The organism is Stenotrophomonas sp. YJH_SMC_58, assembly GCF_059369635.1.
In genome coordinates this window covers 174,868-197,210 of the sequence record NZ_JCAFSW010000003.1, presented here as the reverse complement: position 1 = coordinate 197,210, position 22,343 = coordinate 174,868, and the positions used below count along the sequence as shown (strand labels likewise).

The window sequence follows — 22,343 nt, the reverse complement described above, 5'->3', positions numbered from 1 at the left end:
GGGTAGCGCCGGGGCATGCCCGGCCGCTACCTTGTTCGGGTAGATCCACGCCATGCGTGGATGCGCCCTTCTGGGCCGTTCACCACTTGAACAGCACCAGGCTGATCGCCAAGGTGCCCATGCCGGCCACCAGGCCATATACCGTCTCGTGGCCCTTGGCATAGCGCTTGGCTGCCGGCAGCAGCTCGTCCAGCGCCAGGAACACCATCACGCCGGCGATCAGTCCGAACACCCAGCCAAACGTGGCGTGCGACAGCGATCCTGACAACAGCCAGTAGCCCAGCGCCGCGCCCACCGGCTCAGCCAGGCCGGACAGCAGGCTGGCACTGAACGCGTAGAGCTTGTTCTGGGTGGCGAAGTACACCGGCACCGCGATCGCGATGCCCTCGGGAATGTTGTGGATGGCGATGGCGAACGCCAGCGGCATGCCCACCGACGGGCTTTCCAGCGTAGCGAAGAAGGTCGCCAGGCCTTCCGGGAAATTGTGCGCGGTGATCGCCACCGAGGTCAGCAGCGCGACCCGCTTCAGGTACTCGCGACTGTTTTCGCGGAATGCAGGGTCCTGTTTGTCCAGGCTGTCATGCGGATTGGGAATGAAGTGATCGATCAGCACGATCACGATCACGCCGGCCAGGAAGGCCAAGGTGCCGTAGGTGAAGCCGGTCCGCTCGCCATAGGCCAGGGCGAACGATGCGATGGACTTGTTGAGGATTTCCGATAGCGACACGTAGACCATCGCGCCGCCGGCGAAGGCCAGGCCGAACGCCAGCAGGCGCGGATTGGGGCGGCGCGAGAACAGCACCAGCAGGCTGCCGATGGCAGTGGCCAGACCGGCCGCGAGCGTGACCGCCAGTGCGATCCAGACATTTTCGGGGGGAATCTGCAGCATGTACCGACGCGGTCCTGGTCAACAGACAGCCGCCCCGGATGAGCCCGGGGCGGGGAGGGCGAGGCGGGCGTCGGCTGGCCTCGTCGGGGCGCGCGCGATCAGCCGCCGCGGCGCAGGCGTTCTTCGATGGCGAAGCACTGATCGGGCTTCGGCTGCGGCGGGTTAAAGCTGACCGGTACCTGGATGGTGGCCGGCACGGCAGCGCCGTTGCGGGTGGCAGCCTTGAACTGCCAGCCCTGAACGGCCGTTTTGGCCAGTTCGTCCAGCTGCGGGTTGCCGGCGCCGGTCAACAGGGCGACCTCGCTTGGCTTGCCGTCGGTGCCGATGGTCACCTTGAAGGTGCTGGTGCCGCCTACGCCCATGCAGGCCAGTTCAAGCGGGTACTGCGGTGGCGGCGTCTTCACCGCGGCTACTTCGGTCGGCGGCGGCGGCGGTGGTGCCGGCGGTTCCGACGGGCCACAGCCGGCCAGGCCGGTCGCAGCAATCAGGGACAGGCTCAGCAAGCGTACGTTCATGGCAGTTGCTCCGTCAGGGCCGAAGTCTTCGCAGCGCAGATGAAGTCGTTCTCGCTCAGGCCGCCCACGTCGTGGGTGGAAAAGCGCACCACAGCGCGGTCGTAGTGCACGCCCAGGTCCGGATGGTGGTCCTCGCGGTGGGCAATCCAGGCCAGCGCGTTCACGAAGGCCATGGTGGCGTAGTAATCCTTGAAGCGGAAGGTGCGCGTCAGGGCCTGTCCGCCCTCGCTCAGCTCCCAGCCGGGAATCTGCGGCAGCAGTTCGGCCAGGCGGGCTTCGCCGAGCTTGTGGTCGCTGCCTTTGCGCGGCACGCAACGGGCCTGGGCCAGTGGAATCAGGTCGGCCATGGGAATCTCCACCTCGTGTTGACTGAACAATGCGCCGGACGGTGTATAAATCGAATGAGCGGCTGACGCTTACTTGGCTAGAATAGCCTGATGATCCAGATCTCCGACACTGCCCAGACCCATTTCCGCAAGCTGATCGAACGCGAGAGCGTGCCCGGCATGGGTGTGCGCTTGAGCGCGGTCGATCCCGGCACCCCGCGCGCCGACGCCCGGCTGGAGTTCGCCGAACCGACCGACCTGCTCGGCGACGAGTGGGCGGTGGACTGCGATGGTTTCACGCTCTACGTTGATGCCGGCAGCGTCGGTTGGCTCGATGGCGCCGAGATCGACATCGTCGCCGGCAGTGCCGGTACCCAGCAGCTGACCATCAAGGCGCCGCGCATCAAGGGCGAAGCGCCCGGCGATGCCGCCTCGCTGGTCGAGCGCGTGCACTGGGTGGTGGAAAACGAAATCAATCCGCAGCTGGCCTCTCATGGCGGCAAGGTGGCCGTGCAGGAAGTTTCGGCCGAAGGCGTGGTGCTGCTGCGCTTCGGTGGCGGTTGCCAGGGCTGCGGCATGGCCGACGTGACCCTCAAGCAGGGCATTGAAAAGACCCTGATGGGCCGCGTGCCGGGCGTGACCGCCGTGCGCGACGCGACCGACCACGACAGTGGCCACGCGCCGTATATCCCTCGCGGCAACGCCGCCTGATCGCTGACGCGTGCCTCTGACCCGGGCCGAGCAGTTCATCGACCTGCTGCTGGCCCGCCAGCAGCCCAGGGCCGTCCTGGAGAAAACCACGCGCCTGCCGTACGGCTGGGCGCTGTGGCTGCGCTCGCTCGGTCCGTTGCCGCGGCCGCTGCACGCCAGCGAGTTGATCGCGGTGCTGCTGCCGCGTCCGCTGCCGGGGCCACCCGGGCAGTTGCCCCGGTTGTCACCCTGGCAAGCGTTGCGCCGTCTGTTCTGGCAGGACTGGGATGCTGCGCCGCGCGACCAGCGCTGGATGCGCTGGGTCTCGGCCTTGGCCAGTGCGCTGCTGCATCTGCTGTTCTTCATGCTGCTGCTATGGGTGGCAGTGATCCGCACCTCGGCGCCGGAAGAACAAGGCGCCGAGGGCGAGCGCGTGCAGGTGGAGTTCGTCGGTCGCGCTACCCAGGAGGGCGGTGGCGATCAGCCAGGTGCGGAAGCGGCGGCCGCTGCACCGCCGGGCCAGGTTGCAGCTGGCCAGAACGCATGGGCCGCAACGGCGCCTGAGCCGCGTCCGGCGTCCGCGTCGGCAGCTGCGTCCGCACCCGCTCCGGCTGCAGTGGCCAGCGTGCCACCGCCGCCCGCCGAATCCGAGCCGGCGCCGGTCGCGGCACCGCCGCCGTCTCCGGTGCAGGCCACCGAAGTAGCCGAGGCCAGTGCGGATTTCGTGGTGCCGCCTGTCAGCGTGCCGCGCACGGAGATCAGCATCGTGCCGCGCGACACGGTACCGACGGTGCGCGAGCGCAGCGTGCAGCCGCTGCAGGCGCCGCCGGCCCCTGCCGCACTGCGTGCGCCGGAGATCGCGGTGCGGACGCCGCAGCTGCGTGACATCCCGGTGCAGGAGCGTGAAATCAGTACGGTCGATGCACCGGCGATATCGCAGCCGCTGCGCACGGCCGATGTACAGGTCCGTGTGCCGCAGCGCGATGTGCAGGTGCGCGAGCGCGAAGTGCAGGCCGTGGTCGATCCGCAGGTACGGATGGCTGCTGTGGCCGGGCGCGAGCCGACCGTGCGTGCGCCGGCAGGCCGTGACCTGCAGGTGCGCGAGCGCGAAGTTGCGTCGGCACCCGCGGCGGCGCCTTCAACGTCCAGTGGCAGCGCGCCAGCGGCAACGCCGGCGTCTGCGGCCAGTAGCACTGCAACCCAGGCCAACAGCAGCACGCCACGGCCATCCGCCTCCAGCACGACACCGGCCCAGGCCGGCGCGCGTCCGGCTTCCAACCCGGGCAACTGGGCTACGCCTGCCAAGGGCGACGACTGGGGCGCGTCGAGCCGCAACCACGACGGCGCCAGCAGGGGCGCAAGCCAGGCCAGTGCCGCCGGCAAGGGCAATGGCCTGTTCAATGCCGACGGCAGCGTGCGCGTGCCGGGGCAGGAAGGTGGCGGTCACGCCGAACGTGGTGCCCCCGGGGGCGCCAACGATGGCTGGAGCAAGGAGCGCATCGCGCAGTCTGGCACCTGGTTGAAGCGACCGCCGTACGACTACACGCCGACCTCATTCGACAAGTACTGGGTGCCGCAGGAATCACTGCTGGCCGAATGGGTGCGCAAGGGCATCAAGTCGATGGAGATTCCGTTGCCGGGCACCGGTACGAAGATCTCCTGCGTGATCTCGATCCTGCAGGCGGGTGGCGGCTGCGGCCTCACCAATCCGAACATGCAGGACCAGCCGGCGGTGGCACGGCCGCCGCCGGAAGTTCCGTTCAAGAAAGAGCTGCAGGAAGATAACGGGAGCCGGTAGGCAAGGGGCGCGCCACGCCCTGGCCGGCGCGCGCTTTGGTAGGTGCCGACGTTGATTGGCACAGAAGCGCCGACCAAGGTCGGCCTCTACCAAGGCACCAGCGCATGCCGACCAAGGTCGGCCTCTACCAGGGCATTGCCCTACGCGCTCTGCGACAGGAACACCCAGAACGGCACGTCGCGGCCGACCCAGTCGCGGCTGGCTTCGTCGATCACGTCCAGCAACGTGTCGAAATCCTTCTGTGTGGAGGCGCGCAACGTATCCACGTCGGCCAGGAACAGCGCGTAACCGTCGGCCGGCAGCCATTGCAGATCACGCAGGTTGTCCGACAGTGCATCCCAGTTGCCGCCGAAGCCAGCCGGGAAATCCAGCTGCGCCGCCAGCCGGGCGAGCAGGGTGCGCTTGTCGGCCACGCCTTCCAGATCGATGCGGATCACCTTCAGTCCGGCATCGCGCATCGCTGCGGCCAGTGCGTCGATGTCGTCGCTGTCGATGGCGTAGACGCCGGCATTGTTGATGTCATGCAGGCCGAGGCCGAAATCATCGTGGCTCATCACTGCGCTCCCTGGGCTGGTACGGTGAAGCTGCGGAACGATGCGTAGTGGTCGTCGGTGTAGTACCACGCCTCCGGCGGATCGCCGCCGGTGACGATGCGGCGCGTGCCACGGGTGCGCGCGCCGGGGGTGTCCACGGTGTATTCGCGGTAGTAACCGCGCGGACGCTGCGGCAGCTGCTGTTCGCGGTTGCCGAAGGTGCTGCCATCCTGGCGGTGCGGGAACGGCCCGCCGCGCTGGATCAGCGCGATCGTCTGCAGGGCTTCGGCGGGCAGGAAGGCGGGCAGACCGTTGCCCTTGCCGGGCGTGGCCGTGGCCGGTGCGCGCGCGGCAGGCGCCCCCTGCAGGTCCGGCGCGAACTGCGGCGCCGGCGGGCGCTGCATGAAATGGTTGACGACCAGGCCGAGCAGCAGCAGGGCGATGGCGGTGATCAGCAGCCGGGGGTTGCGCATGGGCAAGGAAACGGGCGAGGGTGGTGCTCGCACTGTAGCGCCTGCGCGCTGCACGGTGCATGAGGACGGCGCTGCGTCACCGCTGCGTAACAATTGCCGTCGTGCTCACCGGCAGGACGCAATTTCCTTTACATCCCCCTTGGTAATCTGGCGGTCTGTCCCCATCATTCACCGCGCAACGCCCGACACCGTCGGGTGCCCTCGCAATCAGGAGATGCATCATGGCCTATACCCTGCCCAAGCTGTCCTACGCCTACGACGCGCTGGAACCGCATATCGATGCGGCGACGATGGAAATCCATCACACCAAGCATCACCAGACCTACATCAACAACGTCAACGCGGCGCTGGAAGGCACCGAGTACGCTGACCTGCCGGTCGAAGAACTGGTGAAGAAGCTCAAGTCGCTGCCGGAGAACCTGCAGGGTCCGGTGCGCAACAACGGTGGCGGCCATGCCAACCACTCGCTGTTCTGGACCGTGATGGCACCGAACGCGGGCGGTAACCCGGTGGGCGACGTGGCCAAGGCCATCGACAAGGACCTGGGCGGCTTCGACAAGTTCAAGGACGCCTTCACCAAGGCAGCGCTGACCCGTTTCGGCAGCGGCTGGGCCTGGCTGAGCGTGACTCCGGACAAGAAGGTGGTGGTCGAGAGCACCGGCAACCAGGACAGCCCGCTGATGGAAGGCAACACCCCCATCCTCGGCCTGGACGTGTGGGAACACGCGTACTACCTGAAGTACCAGAACCGCCGCCCGGAATACATCGGCGCGTTCTTCAACGTCATCGACTGGAACGAAGTCGAGCGCCGTTACCAGGAAGCGATTGCCTGATCTCGTTGGCTAGATGAAATGAAAAGGCCGGGGGAGACCCCGGCCTTTTTGTTTTCCGCATTGGTAGTGCCGGCCGCTGGCCGGCAGCCCTGGAATGCAGGCCAGTGGCCGGCACTACCTATTCGGCCGTGGCCGTATCGCCCTGCAGGCGCAGGGTGGCCATTACGCCCAGACGCAGGCCCGGCAGGTCACCGTCGGCCGGCAGCAGGATCGGCTGCTGGCGGATGCCGCCGAAGTGCTTGACCTGGAACAGCACGTCCAGGCCATGACCACTGGCGCCACCGCCGCTGGCTGCCGGCGGCTCGGGGCGGCCGCCCGGATTGCGCCGGGCCGGCTGGAACCCCGGGGTACTGCGCACGAGCTCGACGGTGGTTGCCGAGAAATCACCGGCGATCAGGCTGGGCATGCCCTCGGCGGTGGCGCCTATCCAGGTCATCAGGTCGCTGGTCTGGTGCTGGCGGGCAGTGGCCTCGTCCGGGTCCGGGCGCAGCCGTGCCACATAGATGTTGACCAGCGCCTGGCCCAGCTTCAGCCGCATCATGCCGGCGGCGCTGAAGGTTCCGGGTGGGTGCAGCAGGGTTACGCCATCCTCGCTGACCGGCAGCCGGGTCAGCATCGCGTTGCCGTGCCGCAACGGCTGGCTGGGCGGATCGGCGGTAACGAAGTCGCAGCTGTAGCGCAGCCGGCTGGCCAGCCAGCAGGCCGGATTGCGGCCCTGCTGCTGCAGCACCTGCTGTACGGAGATCACGTCCGGCTGCAGCTCGGTGAGCAGGTGCGCCACCTGTTCGCGGCGCTGCTTCCACTGCGCATCATCGCGGCTGGGCAGTTCCAGCGCGGCCACGGTCAGCTGCCGGGGCTCGGCCTCACCGCTGGCGGCGGCCGGTGCCTGCGGCCGCGCCTGTGCCTGCAACGCCAGCAGCAGCACGAGACAGCTGAGCAGGAGACGGGCGTGGGCGAGGGGGCGCATAACGATAAGTTTACGCTTTTGTCGTGCAGGTGCCGTGACTTCCGGCATGTAGTGACGTTGCCTGCCATGGATTGGCACCGTTGTCATGCAGCCCTGCAGCGTGCTTCGCAAGCCCCGCTTCCGGTAACCTTGCGCCTTTCGCTTTGCAGGATTGCCTTACAGGATGAGCCACGACGCAGTTGCCCCCATCGCCGGCCAGGGAAAGATGCCGCGCCAGATCCCGTACATCATCGGCAATGAGGCCTGCGAGCGGTTCAGTTTCTACGGGATGCGCAACATCCTGGTGCAGTTCCTGATCACCTCGCTGCTGCTGCAGGAAATCACTGCGGAAGGCCGTGCCGGTGAAGCCAAGGACATCATGCACAGCTTCATGATCGGCGTGTATTTCTTCCCGCTGCTCGGAGGCTGGCTGGCCGACAGGTTCTTCGGCAAGTACCACACCATTCTCTGGTTCAGCCTGGTCTACTGTGCCGGCCATCTGTGCCTGGCGCTGTTCGAGAACAGCCGCGAGGGCTTCTTCCTCGGTCTGGGCCTGATCGCGCTGGGTGCCGGTGGCATCAAGCCGCTGGTGGCCTCGTTCATGGGCGACCAGTTCGACCAGAGCAACAAGCACCTGGCCAAGATCGTTTTCGACGCCTTCTACTGGATCATCAACTTCGGCTCGCTGTTCGCCTCGCTGCTGATCCCGCTGGTGCTGAAGAACTGGGGCCCGCAGTGGGCGTTCGGCATCCCGGGCATCCTGATGTTCATCGCCACCTTCGTGTTCTGGCTGGGCCGCAAGCGCTACGTGCTGGTGCCGCTCCCGCCGAAGGACCCGCATTCGTTCGCCAACGTGGTGCGTACCGCGCTGACCACGCGCGTGGCCGGCCAGGGCCGTCCGGGCCTGGTGATCGCCGTACTCGGCCTGGTCCTGGCAGTGGCCTCGTTCGGCCTGGTTGGCTCGCTGGGCATCGTCATCTGCCTGTGCCTGGCGCTGGTGTCGATCCTGGCCGGTATTGGCGGTGGCACCTGGATGCAGCTCGATCGCGCCCGTGGCCTGCACCCGACCGAAGCCGTGGAAGGTGTACGCTCCGTGCTGCGCGTGCTGGTGATCTTCGCGCTGACCACGCCGTTCTTCTCGCTGTTTGACCAGAAGGCCTCGACCTGGGTCCTGCAGGGCCAGCAGATGCAGATGCCGAGCTGGTTCACCGCCTCGCAGATGCAGGCGCTGAACCCGCTGCTGGTGATGATCCTGATTCCGTTCAACAACCTGGTGCTGTACCCGGCCCTGCGCCGCTTCGGCTTCGAGCCGACCGCGCTGCGCCGCATGACCGCCGGCATCGCCTTCAGTGGCCTGGCCTGGATCGTGGTCGGCGGCATCCAGGTGGTGATGGACGGTGGCAATGCCATGTCGATCTTCTGGCAGATGGTGCCGTATGCGCTGCTGACCTTCGGTGAGGTGCTGGTCTCGGCCACCGGCCTGGAGTTCGCCTACAGCCAGGCGCCGCAGGCGATGAAGGGCGTGGTGATGAGCTTCTGGAACCTGACCACCACCATCGGCAACCTGTGGGTGCTGCTGTCCAACGCTGCTGTGCGCAACGATGCGGTGACCCACAAGATCGCCAGTACGGGCCTGAGCGAGGCGGCATTCCTGATGTTCTTCTTCGCCGGTTTCGCCTTCGTTGCGGCGTTGGCCTTCGGTTGGTACGCGAAACGCTATCGTATGGTCGACAACTACCGTAGCGCCTGAGCCTGACATGACCCCCGTCAATCTGCTGTTGATCGCCATCACCGCCCTCCTGTCGTGGATGGCGTTCAACAACCGCAAGCTGGCCGACCGCCTGATCCTGTGGCCGCCGGCCATCGACCGTCACCGCCAGTACGACCGGCTGGTGACCTATGGCTTCATCCACGCCGACTGGTCGCACCTGATCTTCAACATGATCACCCTGTTCTTCTTCGGGGGATTCATCGAGAGCGTGATGGTGCAGCTGACCGGCAGCTACCTGACCTATCCGGCGTTCTACATCGGTGCGCTGCTGGTCTCGATCCTGCCCAGCTACCTGAAGAACCAGAAGAACCCGAACTACCTCAGCCTGGGCGCGTCCGGTGCGGTGTCGGCGGTGTTGTTCGCCTTCATCCTGATCAAGCCGTGGTCGATCATCCTGGTGTTCTTCATCCCGGCACCGGCCATTGTCTATGCCGCGTTCTACGTGGGCTACAGCATCTGGATGGACAAGCGCGGTGGTGATCGCATCAACCACAGCGCCCACCTGGCGGGCGCGGCGTTCGGTGTGATCTTCATGCTGGCCATGCAGCCGAGCATCTTCAACCACTTCCTGCGCGAACTCTCCAACCCGACCTTCCGCCTGGGCGGCGGTTGAGGGGGCTGGGGTCGGATCCACTGGATCCGCCCCCGGGGGGCAGGGACCCGCTCCTGATCAGGCGCGGGTCTGCTGGCCGTAGGTGTCCAGCAGGCGGGCGAATACCTCTTCGCCGATGCGCTGGAAATCCTGATCTTCGGTCTGCCCTTCCACCGCCAGCTGCAGCAGGCCCTCCAGCAGGGCGCGGTCGGTGTCGGAATGGGAATCGCTGGGGTGCATCGGAGCCTCCGCGGTGGTGCGCATGATCAACGGTCGCAAGGGCCGTGCCAGCATGGCCGTACCCCTCCACAGGCGATAGCGGCCGTCCTCGCTCCAGCTTGAGGGTCGAAAACTGACGTGAATGGATTGGACTTGCCCCTGTTCAGGCTTCACGCGATCATGGCGCCCGGCTGCGCACCATCCACGCAGTCGCCGCAGGAGACAGTTCCATGGCTTCGGTCACGCCCCCCGGTCTGGCCTATGAGGTCGAACACGACCTGGCCAACCATCGCTTCACCGCCCGTGTGCGCGGACAGCTGGCGGTGCTCGATTACCAGATCAAACGCAGGCGCATGATCATCACCCACACCGAGGTACCCGAGCCGATTGCCGGCCGTGGCATCGCAGGTGAGCTGACCCGCGTGGCACTGCGCTTTGCCCGCGAGCAGAAGTACAAGGTGGTGCCGGCATGTTCCTACGCCGAGGCCTTCCTGCAGCGGCACGAGGAGTACCACGACCTGCTCGCTGGCTGAATGCCAGCGGGCCACGCTTCAGCCATGGCAGGCGATGATGTACAAACATGAACAGGGGATCCCGATGAAGATTGGAAACAACCGGCCATTGCACGGCAGCGTGCTGGCCGGCGTGGTGGGCGTGCTGTTGCTGGCCGGTTGCCAGCGTGAAAGCGAGCCGGCACCGGCGACCGACGCGGCCCCCGCCGCCGAGGCCACTGCCGCAGGTGAAACGCCGGCCCCGGAAGCGCCGCTGGACCTGCGCGACGTGATCGAGAACAACGAGCGCGAAGTGGTGGGCATCAGCTACCCGGCCGGCATCGATCGCTACCCGGGCCTGGCGCGCGCGCTGCAGAACTACGCAACCAGCGCACGCAGCGACCTGCAGCAGGCACTGGACGGGCTCGGCAATGACAAGCCGACCATGCCCTACGAACTGTCGTTGAGCTTCGAAAAGCTGCTGGAAACGCCGCAGCTGGTGGTGGTCAGTGCCGATGGCAGCCGCTATACCGGTGGCGCCCACGGCGAGCCGCTGGTGGCGCGTTTCGTGTGGCTGCCGGCGCAGCAGCAGATGCTCAGTGCCGACAAGCTGGTGGCCGATGCCAAGGGCTGGAAGGCGATCAGTGATTTCGTCGCCGACCAGCTGCGCGAACGCGTGGCCACCCGCCTCAGTGGCGAGGACATGGACCCGGCCCAGCTGCAGGAATCGCTGCGTAACGCATCGCGCATGATTGCCGACGGTACCGGCCCCCAGGCCGACAATTTCAGCCAGTTCCAGCCGCTGACCAACGACAAGGGGCAGATCACCGCGCTGCGCTTTGTTTTCCCGCCGTACCAGGTGGGTCCATACTCGGACGGCACCCAGACCGCCGACGTACCGGCGGCGGTGCTGTTGCCGCACGTGGCCAAGGACTACGTGGAGCTGTTCGCACGCGGTTGACCGCAGTCGAGGAGGTGGCGTGGATACAGGGTTGCAGGAGCGGGTCGCCGGCCTGCTGCAGGAAGCCGGGGTCCGCATCGGCGGCACCCAGCCACAGGACATCCAGGTGCATGACCCGCGCTTTTTCGCGCGGGTCATGGCGCACGGCTCGCTCGGCCTCGGCGAGAGCTACATGGACGGTTGGTGGGATGCCAACGTCCTCGATGAATTCCTCGTCCACCTGATGCAGGCACACCTGGATGAACGGGTGCACGGTTGGCGCGAAGTGGCCGATGCGCTGAAGGCGCGCCTGTTCAACCTGCAGGTCGGGCAGGGCAGCTACGAAGTGGGCCGCCGCCACTACGATCTTGGCAACGACCTCTACCAGGCCATGCTCGGCCAACGCCTGGTGTACAGCTGCGGCTACTGGCGCAATGCCGGTGATCTCGATGCCGCGCAGGAGGCCAAGCTGGACCTGGTCTGCCGCAAGCTGGGGCTGCGCCCCGGGCAGCGTGTGCTGGACATCGGATGTGGCTGGGGTGAAGCCCTGAAGTTCGCAGCAGAGCGCTACGGCGTCAGCGGCGTCGGCGTGACCATTTCGCAGGAACAGGCCGGGTTCGCACGCGAACTGTGCGCCGGCCTGCCGATCGAGATCCGCTTGCAGGACTATCGCGAATTGGATGAGCCGTTCGATGCGATCTTCTCGATCGGCATGTTCGAGCATGTCGGCGACAAGAACTACGCCAGTTTCTTCGAGGTGGCCAGGCGCTGCCTGTCTTCGCGCGGGTTGCTGCTGCTGCACACCATCGGCACCAACATCTCGCGGCATCGCACCGATCCGTGGATCGCGCGCTACATCTTCCCCAATTCAATGCTGCCGTCGGCGGTGCAGATCAGCAAGGCGTTCGAAGGGCGCTTCGTGCTGGAGGACTGGCACAACTTCGGCACCGACTACGACCTCACCCTGCAGGCTTGGCGACGCAACGTGGAAGCGGCGTGGCCGCAGCTGGACGCGCGCTACGACGAGCATTTCCGCCGCATGTGGCGGTTCTACCTGGCCGGATCGATGGCCACCTTCCGCTGCCGGCACGCGCAGCTGTGGCAGCTGGTGCTGTCGCCGGAAGGCGTGCCGGGCGGGTACGTGGCGCCGCGCTGAAGCCAGCGCGGGGCGGAAACCCCGGGGTCAGATCCCTTTTCTCAGAAAAGGGCTCTGACCCCAACCACAACAAAAAACCGCCCGGTTTCCCGGGCGGTTTTTCGTTTCAGGCTACTGCGCGGGCGATCAGTTGCCGGCGCCGGTCAGGCCACGCTTTTCCAGCAGCGGTTCGATCTGCGGCTCGTGGCCGGCGAAATCGCGGAACAGCTGCATCGCGTCGACGCTGCCGCCCTTGGACAGCAGGGTGGCGCGGAAGTGGTCGCCGTTCTTGCGGCTCAGGCCGCCGTTGTCCTTGAACCACTTCTGGGTGTTGGCGTCGAGCACTTCCGACCAGATATAGGCGTAGTAACCGGCCGAATAGCCGCCCATGATGTGGCTGAAGTACGGGGTCTTGTAGCGCGGCGGCACCGGCGCGTAGTAGATGCCGTCCTTCTCCAGCGCGGCGCGCTCGAAGGCCATCACGTCCTTGGCGGCCGGCACCTGGTCGGCGCCGATCTGGTGCCAGCGCTGGTCCAGCATGGCCGCACCCAGGTACTCGGTGGTAGCGAAGCCCTGGTTGAACTTGGCTGCCGCCAGCACCTTGTCCAGCAGTGCCTGCGGCATCGCCGAACCATTCTGGTAGTGCTTGGCGTAGTTCTTCAGGATGACCGGGTTGTCGGCCCACATCTCGTTGACCTGCGAGGGGAACTCGACGAAGTCACGCGGCACCGAGGTGCCCGAGAAGTACGGGTACTTCACGTTGGAGAACATGCCGTGCAGGGCGTGGCCGAACTCGTGGAACGTGGTGTTCACCTCGTCCCAGGTCAGCAGGGTCGGCTGGCCGGCCGGCGGCTTCGGAATGTTCAGGTGATTGGCGACCACCGGCTTGAAGCCGGTCAGCTTGGACTGCGAGACGTAGGAGTTCATCCACGCGCCACCGCGCTTGGAGGCGCGTGCATACGGGTCGAAGATGAAGATCGCCAGCTGGCTGCCGTCGGCGTCGAACACGTCGTAGACGGTGACGTCATCGTGGTAGACCGGCAGGTCGGTGCGCTGCTTGAAGGTCAGGCCGAATTCCTGGCCCGCGGCGTAGAACACGCCGTTCTCCAGCACGTTCTTCATTTCGAAGTACGGCTTCAGCTGCGACTCGTCGAAGTTGTACTTGGCCTGGCGCACCTTCTCGCTGTAGAAGGCCCAGTCCCACGGTTCCAGCTTGAACGTCGGCTTGCCAGCGGCCTTCTGTTCCTGGTCGATCATCGCCTGCAGGTCGGCGGCTTCACGCTTGGCGTTGGCCACCGCGGCCGGGGCCAGCTTGCCCAGCATCGCGTTGACCGCTTCGGGGGTCTTTGCGGTCTGGTTGGTCAGGTTGTAGGCGGCGAAGTTCGGGAAGCCCATCAGCTTGGCCTTGTCGGCGCGCAGCTGCATGATGCGCGAGACCAGCGCGGTGTTGTCGAACTCACCGCCGCGGCTGCCGCGGCTCACCGATGCTTCGTAGATCTTCTGGCGCAGGGCGCGGTTGGCCAGGTTGGTCAGCGGCGGCTGGCCGGTGGTGTTGAGCAGGGTGATCACGTACTTGCCGTCCTGGCCGCGGGCCTTGGCGGCTTCGGCGGCGGCGGCGATCTGCTCCTTGGACAGGCCGTCCAGTTCCTTGACGTCGTCGACGGTGATCGCCGAAGCGTTCACCTCCGACTGCACGTTCTGGCTGAACTTGGTCCCCAGGTTGGCCAGCTCGGCGTTCATCTCCTTCAGCTTGGCCTTGTCGGCGTCGGACAGCTTGGCGCCTGCGCGCACGTAGTTGTCGTAGTACTTCTCGACCAGGCGCACGCCTTCGGCGTCCAGGCCCAGCTGGCTGCGGGTGTCATACAGCGCCTGGATGCGGGCGAACAGCTTGCCGTTCAGCGCGATCGCATCGCTGTGCGCGGCGAACTTCGCCGAGTAGTCGGCCTGCAGCTTCTTGCGGGTGTCGTTGGTGTCGGCACCGACCAGGCTGAAGAACACGGTGGTCGCGCGGTCGAGGACATCACCGCTCTTTTCCAGGGCGATGATGGTGTTGTCGAAGGTCGGCTTGGCCTTGTTGTTGGCGATGGCCTCCACTTCCTTCAGCTGCTGCGCCATGCCGGCGTCGAAGGCCGGGGCGAAGTCGCTGTCCTTGATCTTGTCGAACTGCGGGAAGTGCAGCGGCAGCGGGCTTTCGGCGAAGAACGGATTGGCCTGCTGGGCGGTGCTGCTGGCGGCCGGGGTGGCGGCGCCGGCCGAGAAGGCGGGCAGGGCAAGGCCGAGGGACATGGCCACGGCAAGGGCAAGGCGGGTGGTCAAGGCAGGAACTCCGGTAAGGCAAACAAGGGCCCGAGGGTAACCCGGCCGGCGGCGCCCGCACTTGTGTCAAAAGGCATGTTGCCGCGGCCGGGCGCGGGTACCATGCATTCACCGCCCACGGTTCACCGCCATGACCACTGCCTACGATTTCAGCTTCCGCGACCTCGACGGCCAGCCACAGGCCCTCGCCGGGTACCGGGGTCACCCGCTGTTGCTGGTCAATGTCGCCAGCCGCTGTGGCTTCACCCCGCAGTACACCGGGCTGGAACAGCTGTGGAAGGAATATCGCGAGCGTGGCCTGGTGGTGATCGGCTTCCCATGCAACCAGTTCGGCGCGCAGGAGCCGGGGGACGCCGCGCAGATCCGCCAGTTCTGTTCGCTGGATTATCCGGTCAGCTTCCCGCTTTCGGAGAAGATCGAGGTCAACGGCGAGGGGGCTGATCCGTTGTGGGCATGGCTTTCACACGAGAAGCGCGGCCTGCTGGGTAGCGCCCGCATCAAGTGGAATTTCAGCAAGTTCCTGGTCGATCGCCAGGGGCGGGTGGCTGCGCGCTTTGCGCCAACCACCAGGCCGGAACAGCTGCGCAGCGCGATTGAAGCGCTGCTGTGAAGGGGGTAGTGCCGGCCGCTGGCCGGCAATCCCGGAGCGCACGGAGAGCCGGCCAGCGGCCGGCACTGCCGTTGCAGATCATTTCTCGACGAACGCGCGCTCGAACACGTAGTGACCCGGCTGGCCGATGCGCGGCGAGACCTGGAAGCCGCGGGCATCGAGCACGCTGCGCAGATCAGCCAGCATCTGCGGGCTGCCGCAGATCATCGCGCGGTCGTTTTCCGGGCTCAGCTCCGGCAGGCCGAGGGTGCGCTGCATCTGGCCGCTTTCCATCAGCTGGGTCAGGCGGCCCTGGTTGGCGAACGGCTCGCGGGTGACGGCCGGGTAGTACAGCAGCTTGTCGCCGATCATCTCGCCCAGGAACTCCTGCTCACGCAGTTCCTTCTCGAAGTAATCGCGGTAGGCCAGATCCTTCTCGTAGCGCACGCCGTGGCAGAGGATCACCTTCTCGAAACGCTCGTAAGTTTCCGGGTCCTTGATGACCGACAGCCACGGCGCCATGCCGGTGCCCGTGCCCAGCAGGTACAGGTTCCTGCCCGGGTGCAGGTCGCTGATCAGCAGGGTGCCGGTGGGCTTCTTGCCGACCAGCACCTTGTCGCCCGGCTTGATGTGCTGCAGGCGCGAGGTCAGCGGGCCGTCCTGCACCTTGATGCTGAAGAACTCCAGGTGCTCTTCCCAGTTGGCGCTGGCGATGGAATAGGCGCGCAGCAGCGGCCGTGCCTCGGTTTCCAGGCCGATCATCACGAACTGGCCGTTCTCGAAGCGGAAGCCGCTGTCGCGGGTAGTGGTGAAACTGAAGTAGGCATCGGTCCAGTGACGGACCTCAAGCACCGTTTCGGCGCCGAAAGCGGAGGACATGGGCGTATCTATCGGAAGTCGTCGGGGTTGATTCTATCTCAAATGAGATGGGTTCTCATTGGGCGGAACGAGAGGCGTTCTCAGCGGTAACCCGCCGCCTGCAGCTCGAACAGCTCGGCGTACCGTCCTCCCTGGGCCATCAGCTGCGCATGGGTGCCGCTGGCCTCGATGCGGCCATCGGCCAGCACCAGGATGCGATCGGCCATGCGTACCGAAGAGAAACGGTGGGAAATCAGCACTGCCGTACGATTATCCGCCAGCTCCCTGAACCGCTGGAACACTTCGAACTCACTGCGCGCGTCCAGCGCTGCCGTTGGCTCATCCAGGATCATCACCTGCGCATTGCGCATCCACGCGCGGGCAATGGCGATCTTCTGCCACTGGCCACCGGACAGGTCCACGCCCTGCTTGAAGCGGCGCCCGATCAGCTGGTCGTAGCCGCCGGGCAGGTCGTCGATCACTTCCTCGGCCATGCCTCGTCGCGCGGCATCGGCGATGCGTGCCTGGTCGTCCATCGCCTCGACCTGGCCGACGCCGATGTTCTCGCCGGCGCTGAGGTTGTAGCGCACGAAGTCCTGGAAGATCACCCCGAGGTTTGCGCGCAGGTCGTCCAGGTCGTAGTCGCGCAGGTCGCGGCCGTCGAGCAGGATGCGGCCTTCGTCGGGCTCGTACAGCCGTGCCAGCAGTTTCACCAGCGTGGTCTTGCCCGCGCCGTTCTCGCCGACCAGGGCCAGCACTTCGCCGGCCTGCAGCTGGAAATCGAGGTGGCGCACCGCCCACTGTTCGGCATCGGGATAGCGGAAACCGACGTTCTCGAACACGAAACCCTGCTGGATCGGCTGCGGCACGCGCACCGCACCTTCGCGCGAGTGGATTTCCGGCTCGATCTGGAAGAACGAGAACAGGTCGTCCAGGTACAGTGCCTGGCTGGCCACCTGCGAGAAGCCGATCAGCAGGCCTTCCAGCAGCTGGCGCAGGCGCAGGAAGCTGCCGGCGAGGAAGGTCAGGTCGCCGATCGAAAAGTCGCCGCGTACCGTACGCCAGGCAATGTAGGCGTAGGCGGTGTAATACCCCAGCGTGCCCAGCGCGGCCAGCAGCGTGCCCCAGAACGCGCGGCGCCGGGCCAGTGCACGGTTGGCCTGGAACAGCGCCACCGACAGCCGCCGGTAGCGTTCCACCAGGAAGCGGTGCAGGTTGTAGATCTTCACTTCCTTGGCCGTTTCCACGCTGGCACCGAGCTGGCGCAGGTAGTCGAGCTGGCGGCGCTCGGGCGTCCACTGGAAGTTGAGGCTGTAGCCGGCCGCGTTGAAGTGCGATTCGCCGATGAAGGCCGGCACCAGTGCCAGCGCCAGCAGCAGGATCAGCCACGGCGCGTAGACCAGCAGGCCGACAGCGAGGCTGGCCACGGTGATCGCGTCCTGGACCTGGCCGAACAGCTGGCTCATCAGGTTCATCCGGCCCATGGTCTGGCGCCGCGCACGGTCCAGCTTGTCCTGCAGGTCCGGGTCCTCGAAGTCCTCCAGATCCAGCGTCGCCGCGTGTTCCATCAGCCGGATGCTGGTGACGTTGGCGAACAGCTCGGAGAGCAGGGCATCGGCGTAGCTGACCAGCCGGCCGAGCAGGTCCGAGGCGATGGCCAAGCCGAATTCCAGCGCCAGCAGGCCCAGCAGCGGATTCAGCACGCCGCTGGACAGCGCTTCGCCCAGCGGCGGGAAGCCCGCGTCGTGCTGGCTCAGGTGCAGGGCGCTGTCGATGATCAGCTTGCCGACGTACAGCATCGCCACCGGCAGCAGCGCGCGGATCAGGCGCAGCCCCAGGCTGGCCAGGGTGAGCGCGGGACTGGTCTTCCAGACCATGCGCAGGAACGGCGGCAGGTTGCGCATCGCCCTGAAGCGCTGGCGCAGGCTGGGTTTCTTTGCGGCGTCAGCGCCAGCGGTGGGGGGGGCAGGCATGCGCGTATTGTGCGCGCCTGATACGTGCAGAGGGGGTCAGTGCAGGCGTGTGGCTGGCGCCGGGGTCAGATCCCTTTGCGCGGCAAAGGGCTCTGACCCCAGCGACCCACAGCGGGTCAGATCCCTTCGCGAAGCGAAGGGATCTGACTCTCCCGCATCCACGCGTAGCGTGGATCTACCGTGTCGACCAAGGTCGACACCTACCAGCAGCTCCAGTGAATTGTCGAAGGCGGGGTGGGTCAGGCCGGCAGCGGCGGCAGCAGGCCCGCACCCAGCCGGTTCCAGGCGTTGATCACCGCAATTCCCATGCTCAGGTCACTGATGCCCTTCTCATCGAAGTGCGGCGCCAATGCATCGAACGCCGCCTGCGACGGCGCGCCGTCGGTCAGCCGGGTCAGTGCCTCGGCCCAACCCAGCACCGCGCGCTCGCGTTCGTCGAAGAAGCGGCTCTCGTGCCATGCCGGCAGCGTGTCCAGCTTGCGCGGCTCGATGCCACCCTTGCGCAGCGCCGTGCCGTGCATGTCCATGCAGTAGCCGCAGCCGTTGAGCTGTGACACGCGCAGGAACACCAGTTCCATCAGGGTCGGATCGATCGAGCTGTCATGCACCGCCTGGCTGGTGGCCAGCAGGCCCTTGAAGGCCTCGGCGGCCAGGCGGGTGTAGGGGACGCGGGGAGAAGTGTGATTGGACATCGGGGGCTCCACGGCGGCCACGATGGCCGCCTTTCACTACCAGGACGCCGCAGCGTCGCCGCGCGTGACAACCTTCGGCAACTTTTCCGGATTCAACACGCTGTAGACATTGGCGATGCGGCCGTCGACCACTTCGATGGTGGTGACCGAGTGCAGGCGCTCGCCGTGGAAGCGCAGGATCGCCGGTTCGCCGTTGACATAGCCCAGCTGCGCCGGATGCGCCGCGCTGCGGCGGGCGATGGCCCAGAACAGGCGGCCGATGCGCTCGGCGCCCCGCAGCGGGCGGATCGCGGCGGTAACCACGCCGCCACCGTCGGAGACCAGCAGCGCGTTGGCGTGCAGCAGGGCCTGGATCGCCTCGCTGTCGCCGCGCTGCGAGGCGTCCATGAAGCGCGCCAGCAGCTGCCGGTGCTGGCTGGCATCGGCGTTGAAGCGCGGCCGTCCGGCGTGCAGGCGCTGCCGGGCACGGTGTACCAGTTGCCGGCAGTTGGCTTCGCTGTGGCCGATCAGCTCGGCGATTTCGCGGTAGTCGTGGTCAAAGGCCTCCTTCAGCAGGAACGCGGCGCGTTCCTCGGGGCCGAGCTGTTCGAGCAGGGTCAGGAAGGCGACCGAGACGTCGTCGGCCAGCGCATGCAGCTGCGCCGGGCCGGGCGCCGGGTCGGGCTCCAGGGTGACCGCCAGCGGCTCGGCCAGCCATGGGCCGACGTAGTGCACGCGCTCGCGCTTGGCCGCGCGCAGCCGGTCCAGGCCGAGCCGGGTGGTGGTGGTGACCAGCCAGGCTTCGGGGTCGCGGACGGCCGCCGGGTCGGCGCCGGACCAGCGCAGCCAGGCATCCTGGAGCACGTCTTCGGCGTCGGCGCGGCTGCCAAGCAGGCGGTAGGCCAGGGCCATCAGGCGCGGGCGGTGGGTCTGGAAAGCGGTTTCGGCGTTCATGTGGGCAAGGACGCCGCAATGGCGCGTGGCGTGACAGAGCGTCGGGGGAATCTTGCCGGCCAGCGGCCGGCACTACCACCCCGGGGCCGGGGGAGGGGGTAAAATGGGCGGATTACCCCCGCCAGCCTCGAGCAAGCGAGCAAGACGTGACATCGATCAAGCAGGAAGACCTCATCCAGTCCATCGCCGACGCGCTGCAGTACATCTCGTACTACCACCCGGTCGACTACATCAAGAACCTCGCCGCCGCTTACGAGCGCGAGGAGTCGCCGGCCGCGAAGGAAGCGATGGCCCAGATCCTGATCAATTCGCGGATGTGCGCCGAAGGCCACCGTCCGATCTGCCAGGACACCGGCATCGTCACCGTGTTCCTGGAAATCGGCATGGACGTGCGCTGGGACGACGCCACCATGGGCGTGGAAGACATGGCCAATGAAGGCGTGCGCCGTGCCTACATGCACCCGGACAACAAGCTGCGCGCTTCGGTGCTGGCTGATCCGGCCGGCAAGCGCATCAACACCAAGGACAACACCCCGGGCGTGGTCAACGTCAAGGTGGTGCCGGGCAACAAGGTCGACGTGATCGTCGCCGCCAAGGGCGGTGGTTCGGAAGCGAAGACCAAGTTCGCCATGCTCAACCCGTCCGACTCGATCGTCGACTGGGTGCTGAAGACCGTGCCGACCATGGGCGCCGGCTGGTGCCCGCCGGGCATGCTCGGCATCGGCATCGGTGGCACCGCCGAGAAGGCGATGCTGCTGGCCAAGGAAGCGCTGATGGAGCCGATCGACATCACCGAGCTGCAGGCCCGTGGTGCGTCCAACCGCATCGAAGAGCTGCGCCTGGAGCTGTACGAGAAGGTCAACGCGCTGGGCATCGGTGCGCAGGGCCTGGGTGGCCTGACCACCGTGCTCGACATCAAGATCAACGACTACCCGACCCACGCGGCCAACCTGCCGGTGGCGATGATCCCGAACTGCGCGGCCACCCGCCATGCGCACTTCACCCTCGATGGCAGCGGCCCGGTGATGCTGGACCCGCCGTCGCTGGAAGACTGGCCGAAGCTGACCTACGACGCATCCAAGGGCACCCGCGTGGACCTGGACACGATCACGCCGGAAGACGTGGCCAGCTGGAAGCCGGGCCAGACCCTGCTGCTCAACGGCAAGCTGCTGACCGGCCGCGATGCCGCGCACAAGCGCATGGTCGACATGCTCAACAAGGGCGAGGAACTGCCGGTTGATCTGAAGGGCCGCTTCATCTACTACGTTGGCCCGGTCGATCCGGTGCGCGACGAAGTGGTGGGCCCGGCCGGCCCGACCACCGCCACCCGCATGGACAAATTCACCGAGCAGGTGCTGGCACAGACCGGCCTGCTGGGCATGGTCGGCAAAGCCGAGCGCGGCCCGGCCGCGATCGAGGCGATCAAGAAGCACAAGTCGGCCTACCTGATGGCCGTCGGTGGCTCGGCCTACCTGGTGTCCAAGGCGATCAAGGCCGCCAAGGTGGTTGGTTTCGCTGACCTGGGCATGGAGGCGATCTACGAGTTCACCGTGCAGGACATGCCGGTGACCGTGGCAGTCGACTCCACCGGTGAATCGGTGCACAAGACCGGCCCGCGCGAATGGCAGGCCCGCATCGGCAAGATTCCGGTGGTGGTGGAGTAACTCCCCGCACGCTCCGGTCCAGACAACGGCGCCCGTGTGGCGCCGTTGTTGTATCCGGGGGGAGGATTAACGCGCCTGTAGCCCTTGCTCTGCTACGGTCGGCACACCCTCGCACAGGACGTGTCCATGGCCCTGCATCGATTCATCGTGGTAGGCATGCTGCTGGCGCTGGCCGGCTGCAACACCCCAGCGTCGTACGAAGGCGCGGATTTCCCTGCATCGGCGCAGTGCCGCGTGCAGTGCCAGGCCGGCTATCGCAGCTGCATGGCGCAGAATGACTCTCTCGGCAGCCGCCAGAGCAATTGCGAGCAGCGGATGGTGCCGGCGCCGGACAAGCGCTGCAAGGACGTGGACAACCCCGACCTGCGCCATGCCTGCGAACTGAAGACGCATGACTGTACGATGCGCGCGCCGATGATGTCCTGTGGCGAACGCCGGGATTCCTGCATGAGCAGCTGCGGCTGAGCAACGATCGTGCGCGCGGGCGCATAATCGGCTGATCCACCTGTACAGGATCTTCTGCATGAGCACCACGCTGTATGGTTCGACCAGTACCGCCGCGCTGGTGGTGCACTGGCTGCTGATCGAGCTGGGCATCGAGCATGAACTGGTGCTGCTGGATTTCGACGCGCGCGAGCACAAGTCGGCGGGGTACCTGGCGCTGAATCCGGCCGGTGTGGTGCCGACACTGCTGATCGATGGCCTGGTACTGACCGAAGCGGCGGCCATTGCGTTGTACCTGGCTGATCGCCATCCGGACGCCAACCTGCTGCCCGCGCTGGGCACGCCGCAGCGCGCCGATGCCTACCGCTGGATGTTCTGGTGTGCCAATACGCTGCAGCCGGCCTATCGAGCCTGGTTCTATCCACACGAAATGGCGGGCGAGGCGAACATCGAGGCCAGCCGCGGGATGGCACGGCAGCGCCTGGAAGCGGCCTGGCAGCATGCGGCCGCGCACCTGCATGCACATGGCCCCTGCCTGCTGGGCGCCACGCCCTGCGTGGTCGACTACATGCTGGTGATGCTGATGCGCTGGTCGCGCAACATGCCCAGGCCCACCGACACCTGGCCGGTACTGAAGGCGCACGCCACGTTGATGAAGGCGCGCCCGGCGTTCGCCGAGGTGTACCGCCGCGAAGGCATCACCGACTGGCTGTAAGCCAGCCG

General features: G+C 66.5%; 24 protein-coding genes. 12 read left to right on the top strand and 12 right to left on the bottom strand.

Annotated elements, in window-relative coordinates:
• Positions 1–79: 79 nt before the first annotated feature.
• From zupT to AC5P68_RS05555, 3 genes are all read right to left on the bottom strand, one after another.
• Entirely contained in the window at positions 80–889 is an 810-nt protein-coding gene (gene zupT, locus AC5P68_RS05565; protein ID WP_033832930.1) for a zinc transporter ZupT, read from the bottom strand.
• A gap of 98 nt (positions 890–987) precedes the next feature.
• Positions 988–1,404 (bottom strand): energy transducer TonB, encoded by a 417-nt coding sequence (locus tag AC5P68_RS05560; protein ID WP_005410316.1) that lies wholly within the window; start codon positions 1,402–1,404, stop codon positions 988–990.
• A complete protein-coding gene (locus AC5P68_RS05555) occupies positions 1,401–1,751 on the bottom strand; it encodes a 4a-hydroxytetrahydrobiopterin dehydratase (protein ID WP_005410315.1) in 351 nt (116 codons plus the stop codon). Before AC5P68_RS05555 ends, AC5P68_RS05560 begins: the two co-directional genes overlap by 4 nt.
• Before the next feature lie 90 nt (positions 1,752–1,841).
• On the opposite strand from AC5P68_RS05555, the gene AC5P68_RS05550 reads away from it, so the two are divergent.
• Both AC5P68_RS05550 and AC5P68_RS05545 read left to right on the top strand, forming a co-directional pair.
• Entirely contained in the window at positions 1,842–2,441 is a 600-nt protein-coding gene (locus tag AC5P68_RS05550; RefSeq protein WP_414497958.1) for an NfuA family Fe-S biogenesis protein, read from the top strand.
• Positions 2,442–2,451: 10 nt separating this feature from the next.
• Positions 2,452–4,218: a hypothetical protein gene (locus AC5P68_RS05545; RefSeq protein ID WP_414497959.1), complete on the top strand. Its 1,767-nt coding sequence runs from the start codon at positions 2,452–2,454 to the stop codon at positions 4,216–4,218.
• A 140-nt stretch (positions 4,219–4,358) separates the two neighbouring features.
• Here AC5P68_RS05545 and AC5P68_RS05540 read toward each other — a convergent pair whose 3' ends face one another.
• Both AC5P68_RS05540 and AC5P68_RS05535 read right to left on the bottom strand, forming a co-directional pair.
• On the bottom strand, positions 4,359–4,772 hold the full coding sequence (locus AC5P68_RS05540; protein WP_049402271.1) for a barstar family protein: 414 nt from the start codon (positions 4,770–4,772) through the stop codon (positions 4,359–4,361).
• Positions 4,772–5,224, bottom strand: a complete 453-nt coding sequence (locus AC5P68_RS05535) for a guanyl-specific ribonuclease (RefSeq protein WP_033832926.1) — start codon at positions 5,222–5,224, stop codon at positions 4,772–4,774. Before AC5P68_RS05535 ends, AC5P68_RS05540 begins: the two co-directional genes overlap by 1 nt.
• A 221-nt stretch (positions 5,225–5,445) precedes the next feature.
• On the opposite strand from AC5P68_RS05535, the gene AC5P68_RS05530 reads away from it, so the two are divergent.
• Complete coding sequence (locus AC5P68_RS05530; protein ID WP_005410310.1) at positions 5,446–6,057, top strand: superoxide dismutase; 612 nt, start codon at positions 5,446–5,448, stop codon at positions 6,055–6,057.
• Between the two features lie 118 nt (positions 6,058–6,175).
• On the opposite strand, the gene AC5P68_RS05525 is transcribed toward AC5P68_RS05530, so the two are convergent.
• Positions 6,176–7,024 (bottom strand): endonuclease/exonuclease/phosphatase family protein, encoded by an 849-nt coding sequence (locus AC5P68_RS05525; protein ID WP_032965923.1) that lies wholly within the window; start codon positions 7,022–7,024, stop codon positions 6,176–6,178.
• Positions 7,025–7,187: 163 nt separating this feature from the next.
• Between AC5P68_RS05525 and AC5P68_RS05520 the strand changes: the two genes are divergently transcribed.
• Both AC5P68_RS05520 and AC5P68_RS05515 read left to right on the top strand, forming a co-directional pair.
• Positions 7,188–8,753 (top strand): POT-type proton-dependent oligopeptide transporter, encoded by a 1,566-nt coding sequence (locus tag AC5P68_RS05520; protein WP_414497960.1) that lies wholly within the window; start codon positions 7,188–7,190, stop codon positions 8,751–8,753.
• A 7-nt stretch (positions 8,754–8,760) separates the two neighbouring features.
• The gene (locus tag AC5P68_RS05515) at positions 8,761–9,387 is read left to right on the top strand and encodes a rhomboid family intramembrane serine protease (RefSeq protein ID WP_111173137.1); all 627 of its coding nucleotides are present in this window, start codon (positions 8,761–8,763) and stop codon (positions 9,385–9,387) included.
• A 57-nt stretch (positions 9,388–9,444) separates the two neighbouring features.
• Here AC5P68_RS05515 and AC5P68_RS05510 read toward each other — a convergent pair whose 3' ends face one another.
• The gene (locus tag AC5P68_RS05510) at positions 9,445–9,606 is read right to left on the bottom strand and encodes a hypothetical protein (RefSeq protein WP_005413966.1); all 162 of its coding nucleotides are present in this window, start codon (positions 9,604–9,606) and stop codon (positions 9,445–9,447) included.
• 209 nt (positions 9,607–9,815) lie between these two features.
• On the opposite strand from AC5P68_RS05510, the gene AC5P68_RS05505 reads away from it, so the two are divergent.
• The 3 genes from AC5P68_RS05505 to cfa are packed head-to-tail and all read left to right on the top strand — an operon-like array spanning position 9,816 to position 12,172.
• The gene (locus AC5P68_RS05505) at positions 9,816–10,118 is read left to right on the top strand and encodes a GNAT family N-acetyltransferase (RefSeq protein WP_231522884.1); all 303 of its coding nucleotides are present in this window, start codon (positions 9,816–9,818) and stop codon (positions 10,116–10,118) included.
• Between the two features lie 37 nt (positions 10,119–10,155).
• Positions 10,156–11,037, top strand: a complete 882-nt coding sequence (locus tag AC5P68_RS05500; RefSeq protein WP_049402270.1) for a DUF3298 and DUF4163 domain-containing protein — start codon at positions 10,156–10,158, stop codon at positions 11,035–11,037.
• Positions 11,038–11,056: 19 nt separating this feature from the next.
• Positions 11,057–12,172, top strand: a complete 1,116-nt coding sequence (cfa, locus tag AC5P68_RS05495) for a cyclopropane fatty acyl phospholipid synthase (RefSeq protein WP_005413964.1) — start codon at positions 11,057–11,059, stop codon at positions 12,170–12,172.
• A 126-nt stretch (positions 12,173–12,298) separates the two neighbouring features.
• On the opposite strand, the gene AC5P68_RS05490 is transcribed toward cfa, so the two are convergent.
• On the bottom strand, positions 12,299–14,467 hold the full coding sequence (locus AC5P68_RS05490) for a M3 family metallopeptidase (RefSeq protein ID WP_033832920.1): 2,169 nt from the start codon (positions 14,465–14,467) through the stop codon (positions 12,299–12,301).
• A 130-nt stretch (positions 14,468–14,597) separates the two neighbouring features.
• Between AC5P68_RS05490 and AC5P68_RS05485 the strand changes: the two genes are divergently transcribed.
• Positions 14,598–15,077 (top strand): glutathione peroxidase, encoded by a 480-nt coding sequence (locus AC5P68_RS05485; protein ID WP_033832919.1) that lies wholly within the window; start codon positions 14,598–14,600, stop codon positions 15,075–15,077.
• A gap of 78 nt (positions 15,078–15,155) precedes the next feature.
• Here the strand turns inward: AC5P68_RS05485 and AC5P68_RS05480 are convergent, their stop codons facing one another.
• The 4 genes from AC5P68_RS05480 to AC5P68_RS05465 form a co-directional block, all read right to left on the bottom strand.
• Positions 15,156–15,935 (bottom strand): ferredoxin--NADP reductase, encoded by a 780-nt coding sequence (locus AC5P68_RS05480; RefSeq protein ID WP_414497961.1) that lies wholly within the window; start codon positions 15,933–15,935, stop codon positions 15,156–15,158.
• Positions 15,936–16,015: 80 nt separating this feature from the next.
• Entirely contained in the window at positions 16,016–17,887 is a 1,872-nt protein-coding gene (locus tag AC5P68_RS05475) for an ABC transporter ATP-binding protein (protein WP_049402269.1), read from the bottom strand.
• Positions 17,888–18,126: 239 nt separating this feature from the next.
• Complete coding sequence (locus AC5P68_RS05470; protein WP_033832918.1) at positions 18,127–18,579, bottom strand: carboxymuconolactone decarboxylase family protein; 453 nt, start codon at positions 18,577–18,579, stop codon at positions 18,127–18,129.
• Between the two features lie 36 nt (positions 18,580–18,615).
• Entirely contained in the window at positions 18,616–19,512 is an 897-nt protein-coding gene (locus AC5P68_RS05465; protein ID WP_033832917.1) for an RNA polymerase sigma-70 factor, read from the bottom strand.
• A 146-nt stretch (positions 19,513–19,658) separates the two neighbouring features.
• Between AC5P68_RS05465 and AC5P68_RS05460 the strand changes: the two genes are divergently transcribed.
• The 3 genes from AC5P68_RS05460 to AC5P68_RS05450 all read left to right on the top strand — a co-directional run bounded on the left by AC5P68_RS05460 (position 19,659) and on the right by AC5P68_RS05450 (position 22,335).
• Complete coding sequence (locus tag AC5P68_RS05460; RefSeq protein WP_033832916.1) at positions 19,659–21,176, top strand: fumarate hydratase; 1,518 nt, start codon at positions 19,659–19,661, stop codon at positions 21,174–21,176.
• A gap of 126 nt (positions 21,177–21,302) precedes the next feature.
• Positions 21,303–21,641 (top strand): hypothetical protein, encoded by a 339-nt coding sequence (locus tag AC5P68_RS05455; protein WP_005410295.1) that lies wholly within the window; start codon positions 21,303–21,305, stop codon positions 21,639–21,641.
• Between the two features lie 58 nt (positions 21,642–21,699).
• The gene (locus AC5P68_RS05450) at positions 21,700–22,335 is read left to right on the top strand and encodes a glutathione S-transferase family protein (RefSeq protein WP_231522888.1); all 636 of its coding nucleotides are present in this window, start codon (positions 21,700–21,702) and stop codon (positions 22,333–22,335) included.
• Positions 22,336–22,343 lie beyond the last annotated feature (8 nt).

Coding starts and splice junctions, on each gene's coding strand:
- zupT (WP_033832930.1), bottom strand. CDS start 889: ATGCTGCAGATTCCCCCCGAAAATGTCTGGATCGCACTGGCGGTCACG.
- AC5P68_RS05560 (WP_005410316.1), bottom strand. CDS start 1,404: ATGAACGTACGCTTGCTGAGCCTGTCCCTGATTGCTGCGACCGGCCTG.
- AC5P68_RS05555 (WP_005410315.1), bottom strand. CDS start 1,751: ATGGCCGACCTGATTCCACTGGCCCAGGCCCGTTGCGTGCCGCGCAAA.
- AC5P68_RS05550 (WP_414497958.1), top strand. CDS start 1,842: ATGATCCAGATCTCCGACACTGCCCAGACCCATTTCCGCAAGCTGATC.
- AC5P68_RS05540 (WP_049402271.1), bottom strand. CDS start 4,772: ATGAGCCACGATGATTTCGGCCTCGGCCTGCATGACATCAACAATGCC.
- AC5P68_RS05535 (WP_033832926.1), bottom strand. CDS start 5,224: ATGCGCAACCCCCGGCTGCTGATCACCGCCATCGCCCTGCTGCTGCTC.
- AC5P68_RS05530 (WP_005410310.1), top strand. CDS start 5,446: ATGGCCTATACCCTGCCCAAGCTGTCCTACGCCTACGACGCGCTGGAA.
- AC5P68_RS05525 (WP_032965923.1), bottom strand. CDS start 7,024: ATGCGCCCCCTCGCCCACGCCCGTCTCCTGCTCAGCTGTCTCGTGCTG.
- AC5P68_RS05520 (WP_414497960.1), top strand. CDS start 7,188: ATGAGCCACGACGCAGTTGCCCCCATCGCCGGCCAGGGAAAGATGCCG.
- AC5P68_RS05515 (WP_111173137.1), top strand. CDS start 8,761: ATGACCCCCGTCAATCTGCTGTTGATCGCCATCACCGCCCTCCTGTCG.
- AC5P68_RS05510 (WP_005413966.1), bottom strand. CDS start 9,606: ATGCACCCCAGCGATTCCCATTCCGACACCGACCGCGCCCTGCTGGAG.
- AC5P68_RS05505 (WP_231522884.1), top strand. CDS start 9,816: ATGGCTTCGGTCACGCCCCCCGGTCTGGCCTATGAGGTCGAACACGAC.
- AC5P68_RS05500 (WP_049402270.1), top strand. CDS start 10,156: ATGTACAAACATGAACAGGGGATCCCGATGAAGATTGGAAACAACCGG.
- AC5P68_RS05485 (WP_033832919.1), top strand. CDS start 14,598: ATGACCACTGCCTACGATTTCAGCTTCCGCGACCTCGACGGCCAGCCA.
- AC5P68_RS05480 (WP_414497961.1), bottom strand. CDS start 15,935: ATGTCCTCCGCTTTCGGCGCCGAAACGGTGCTTGAGGTCCGTCACTGG.
- AC5P68_RS05475 (WP_049402269.1), bottom strand. CDS start 17,887: ATGCCTGCCCCCCCCACCGCTGGCGCTGACGCCGCAAAGAAACCCAGC.
- AC5P68_RS05470 (WP_033832918.1), bottom strand. CDS start 18,579: ATGTCCAATCACACTTCTCCCCGCGTCCCCTACACCCGCCTGGCCGCC.
- AC5P68_RS05465 (WP_033832917.1), bottom strand. CDS start 19,512: ATGAACGCCGAAACCGCTTTCCAGACCCACCGCCCGCGCCTGATGGCC.
- AC5P68_RS05455 (WP_005410295.1), top strand. CDS start 21,303: ATGGCCCTGCATCGATTCATCGTGGTAGGCATGCTGCTGGCGCTGGCC.
- AC5P68_RS05450 (WP_231522888.1), top strand. CDS start 21,700: ATGAGCACCACGCTGTATGGTTCGACCAGTACCGCCGCGCTGGTGGTG.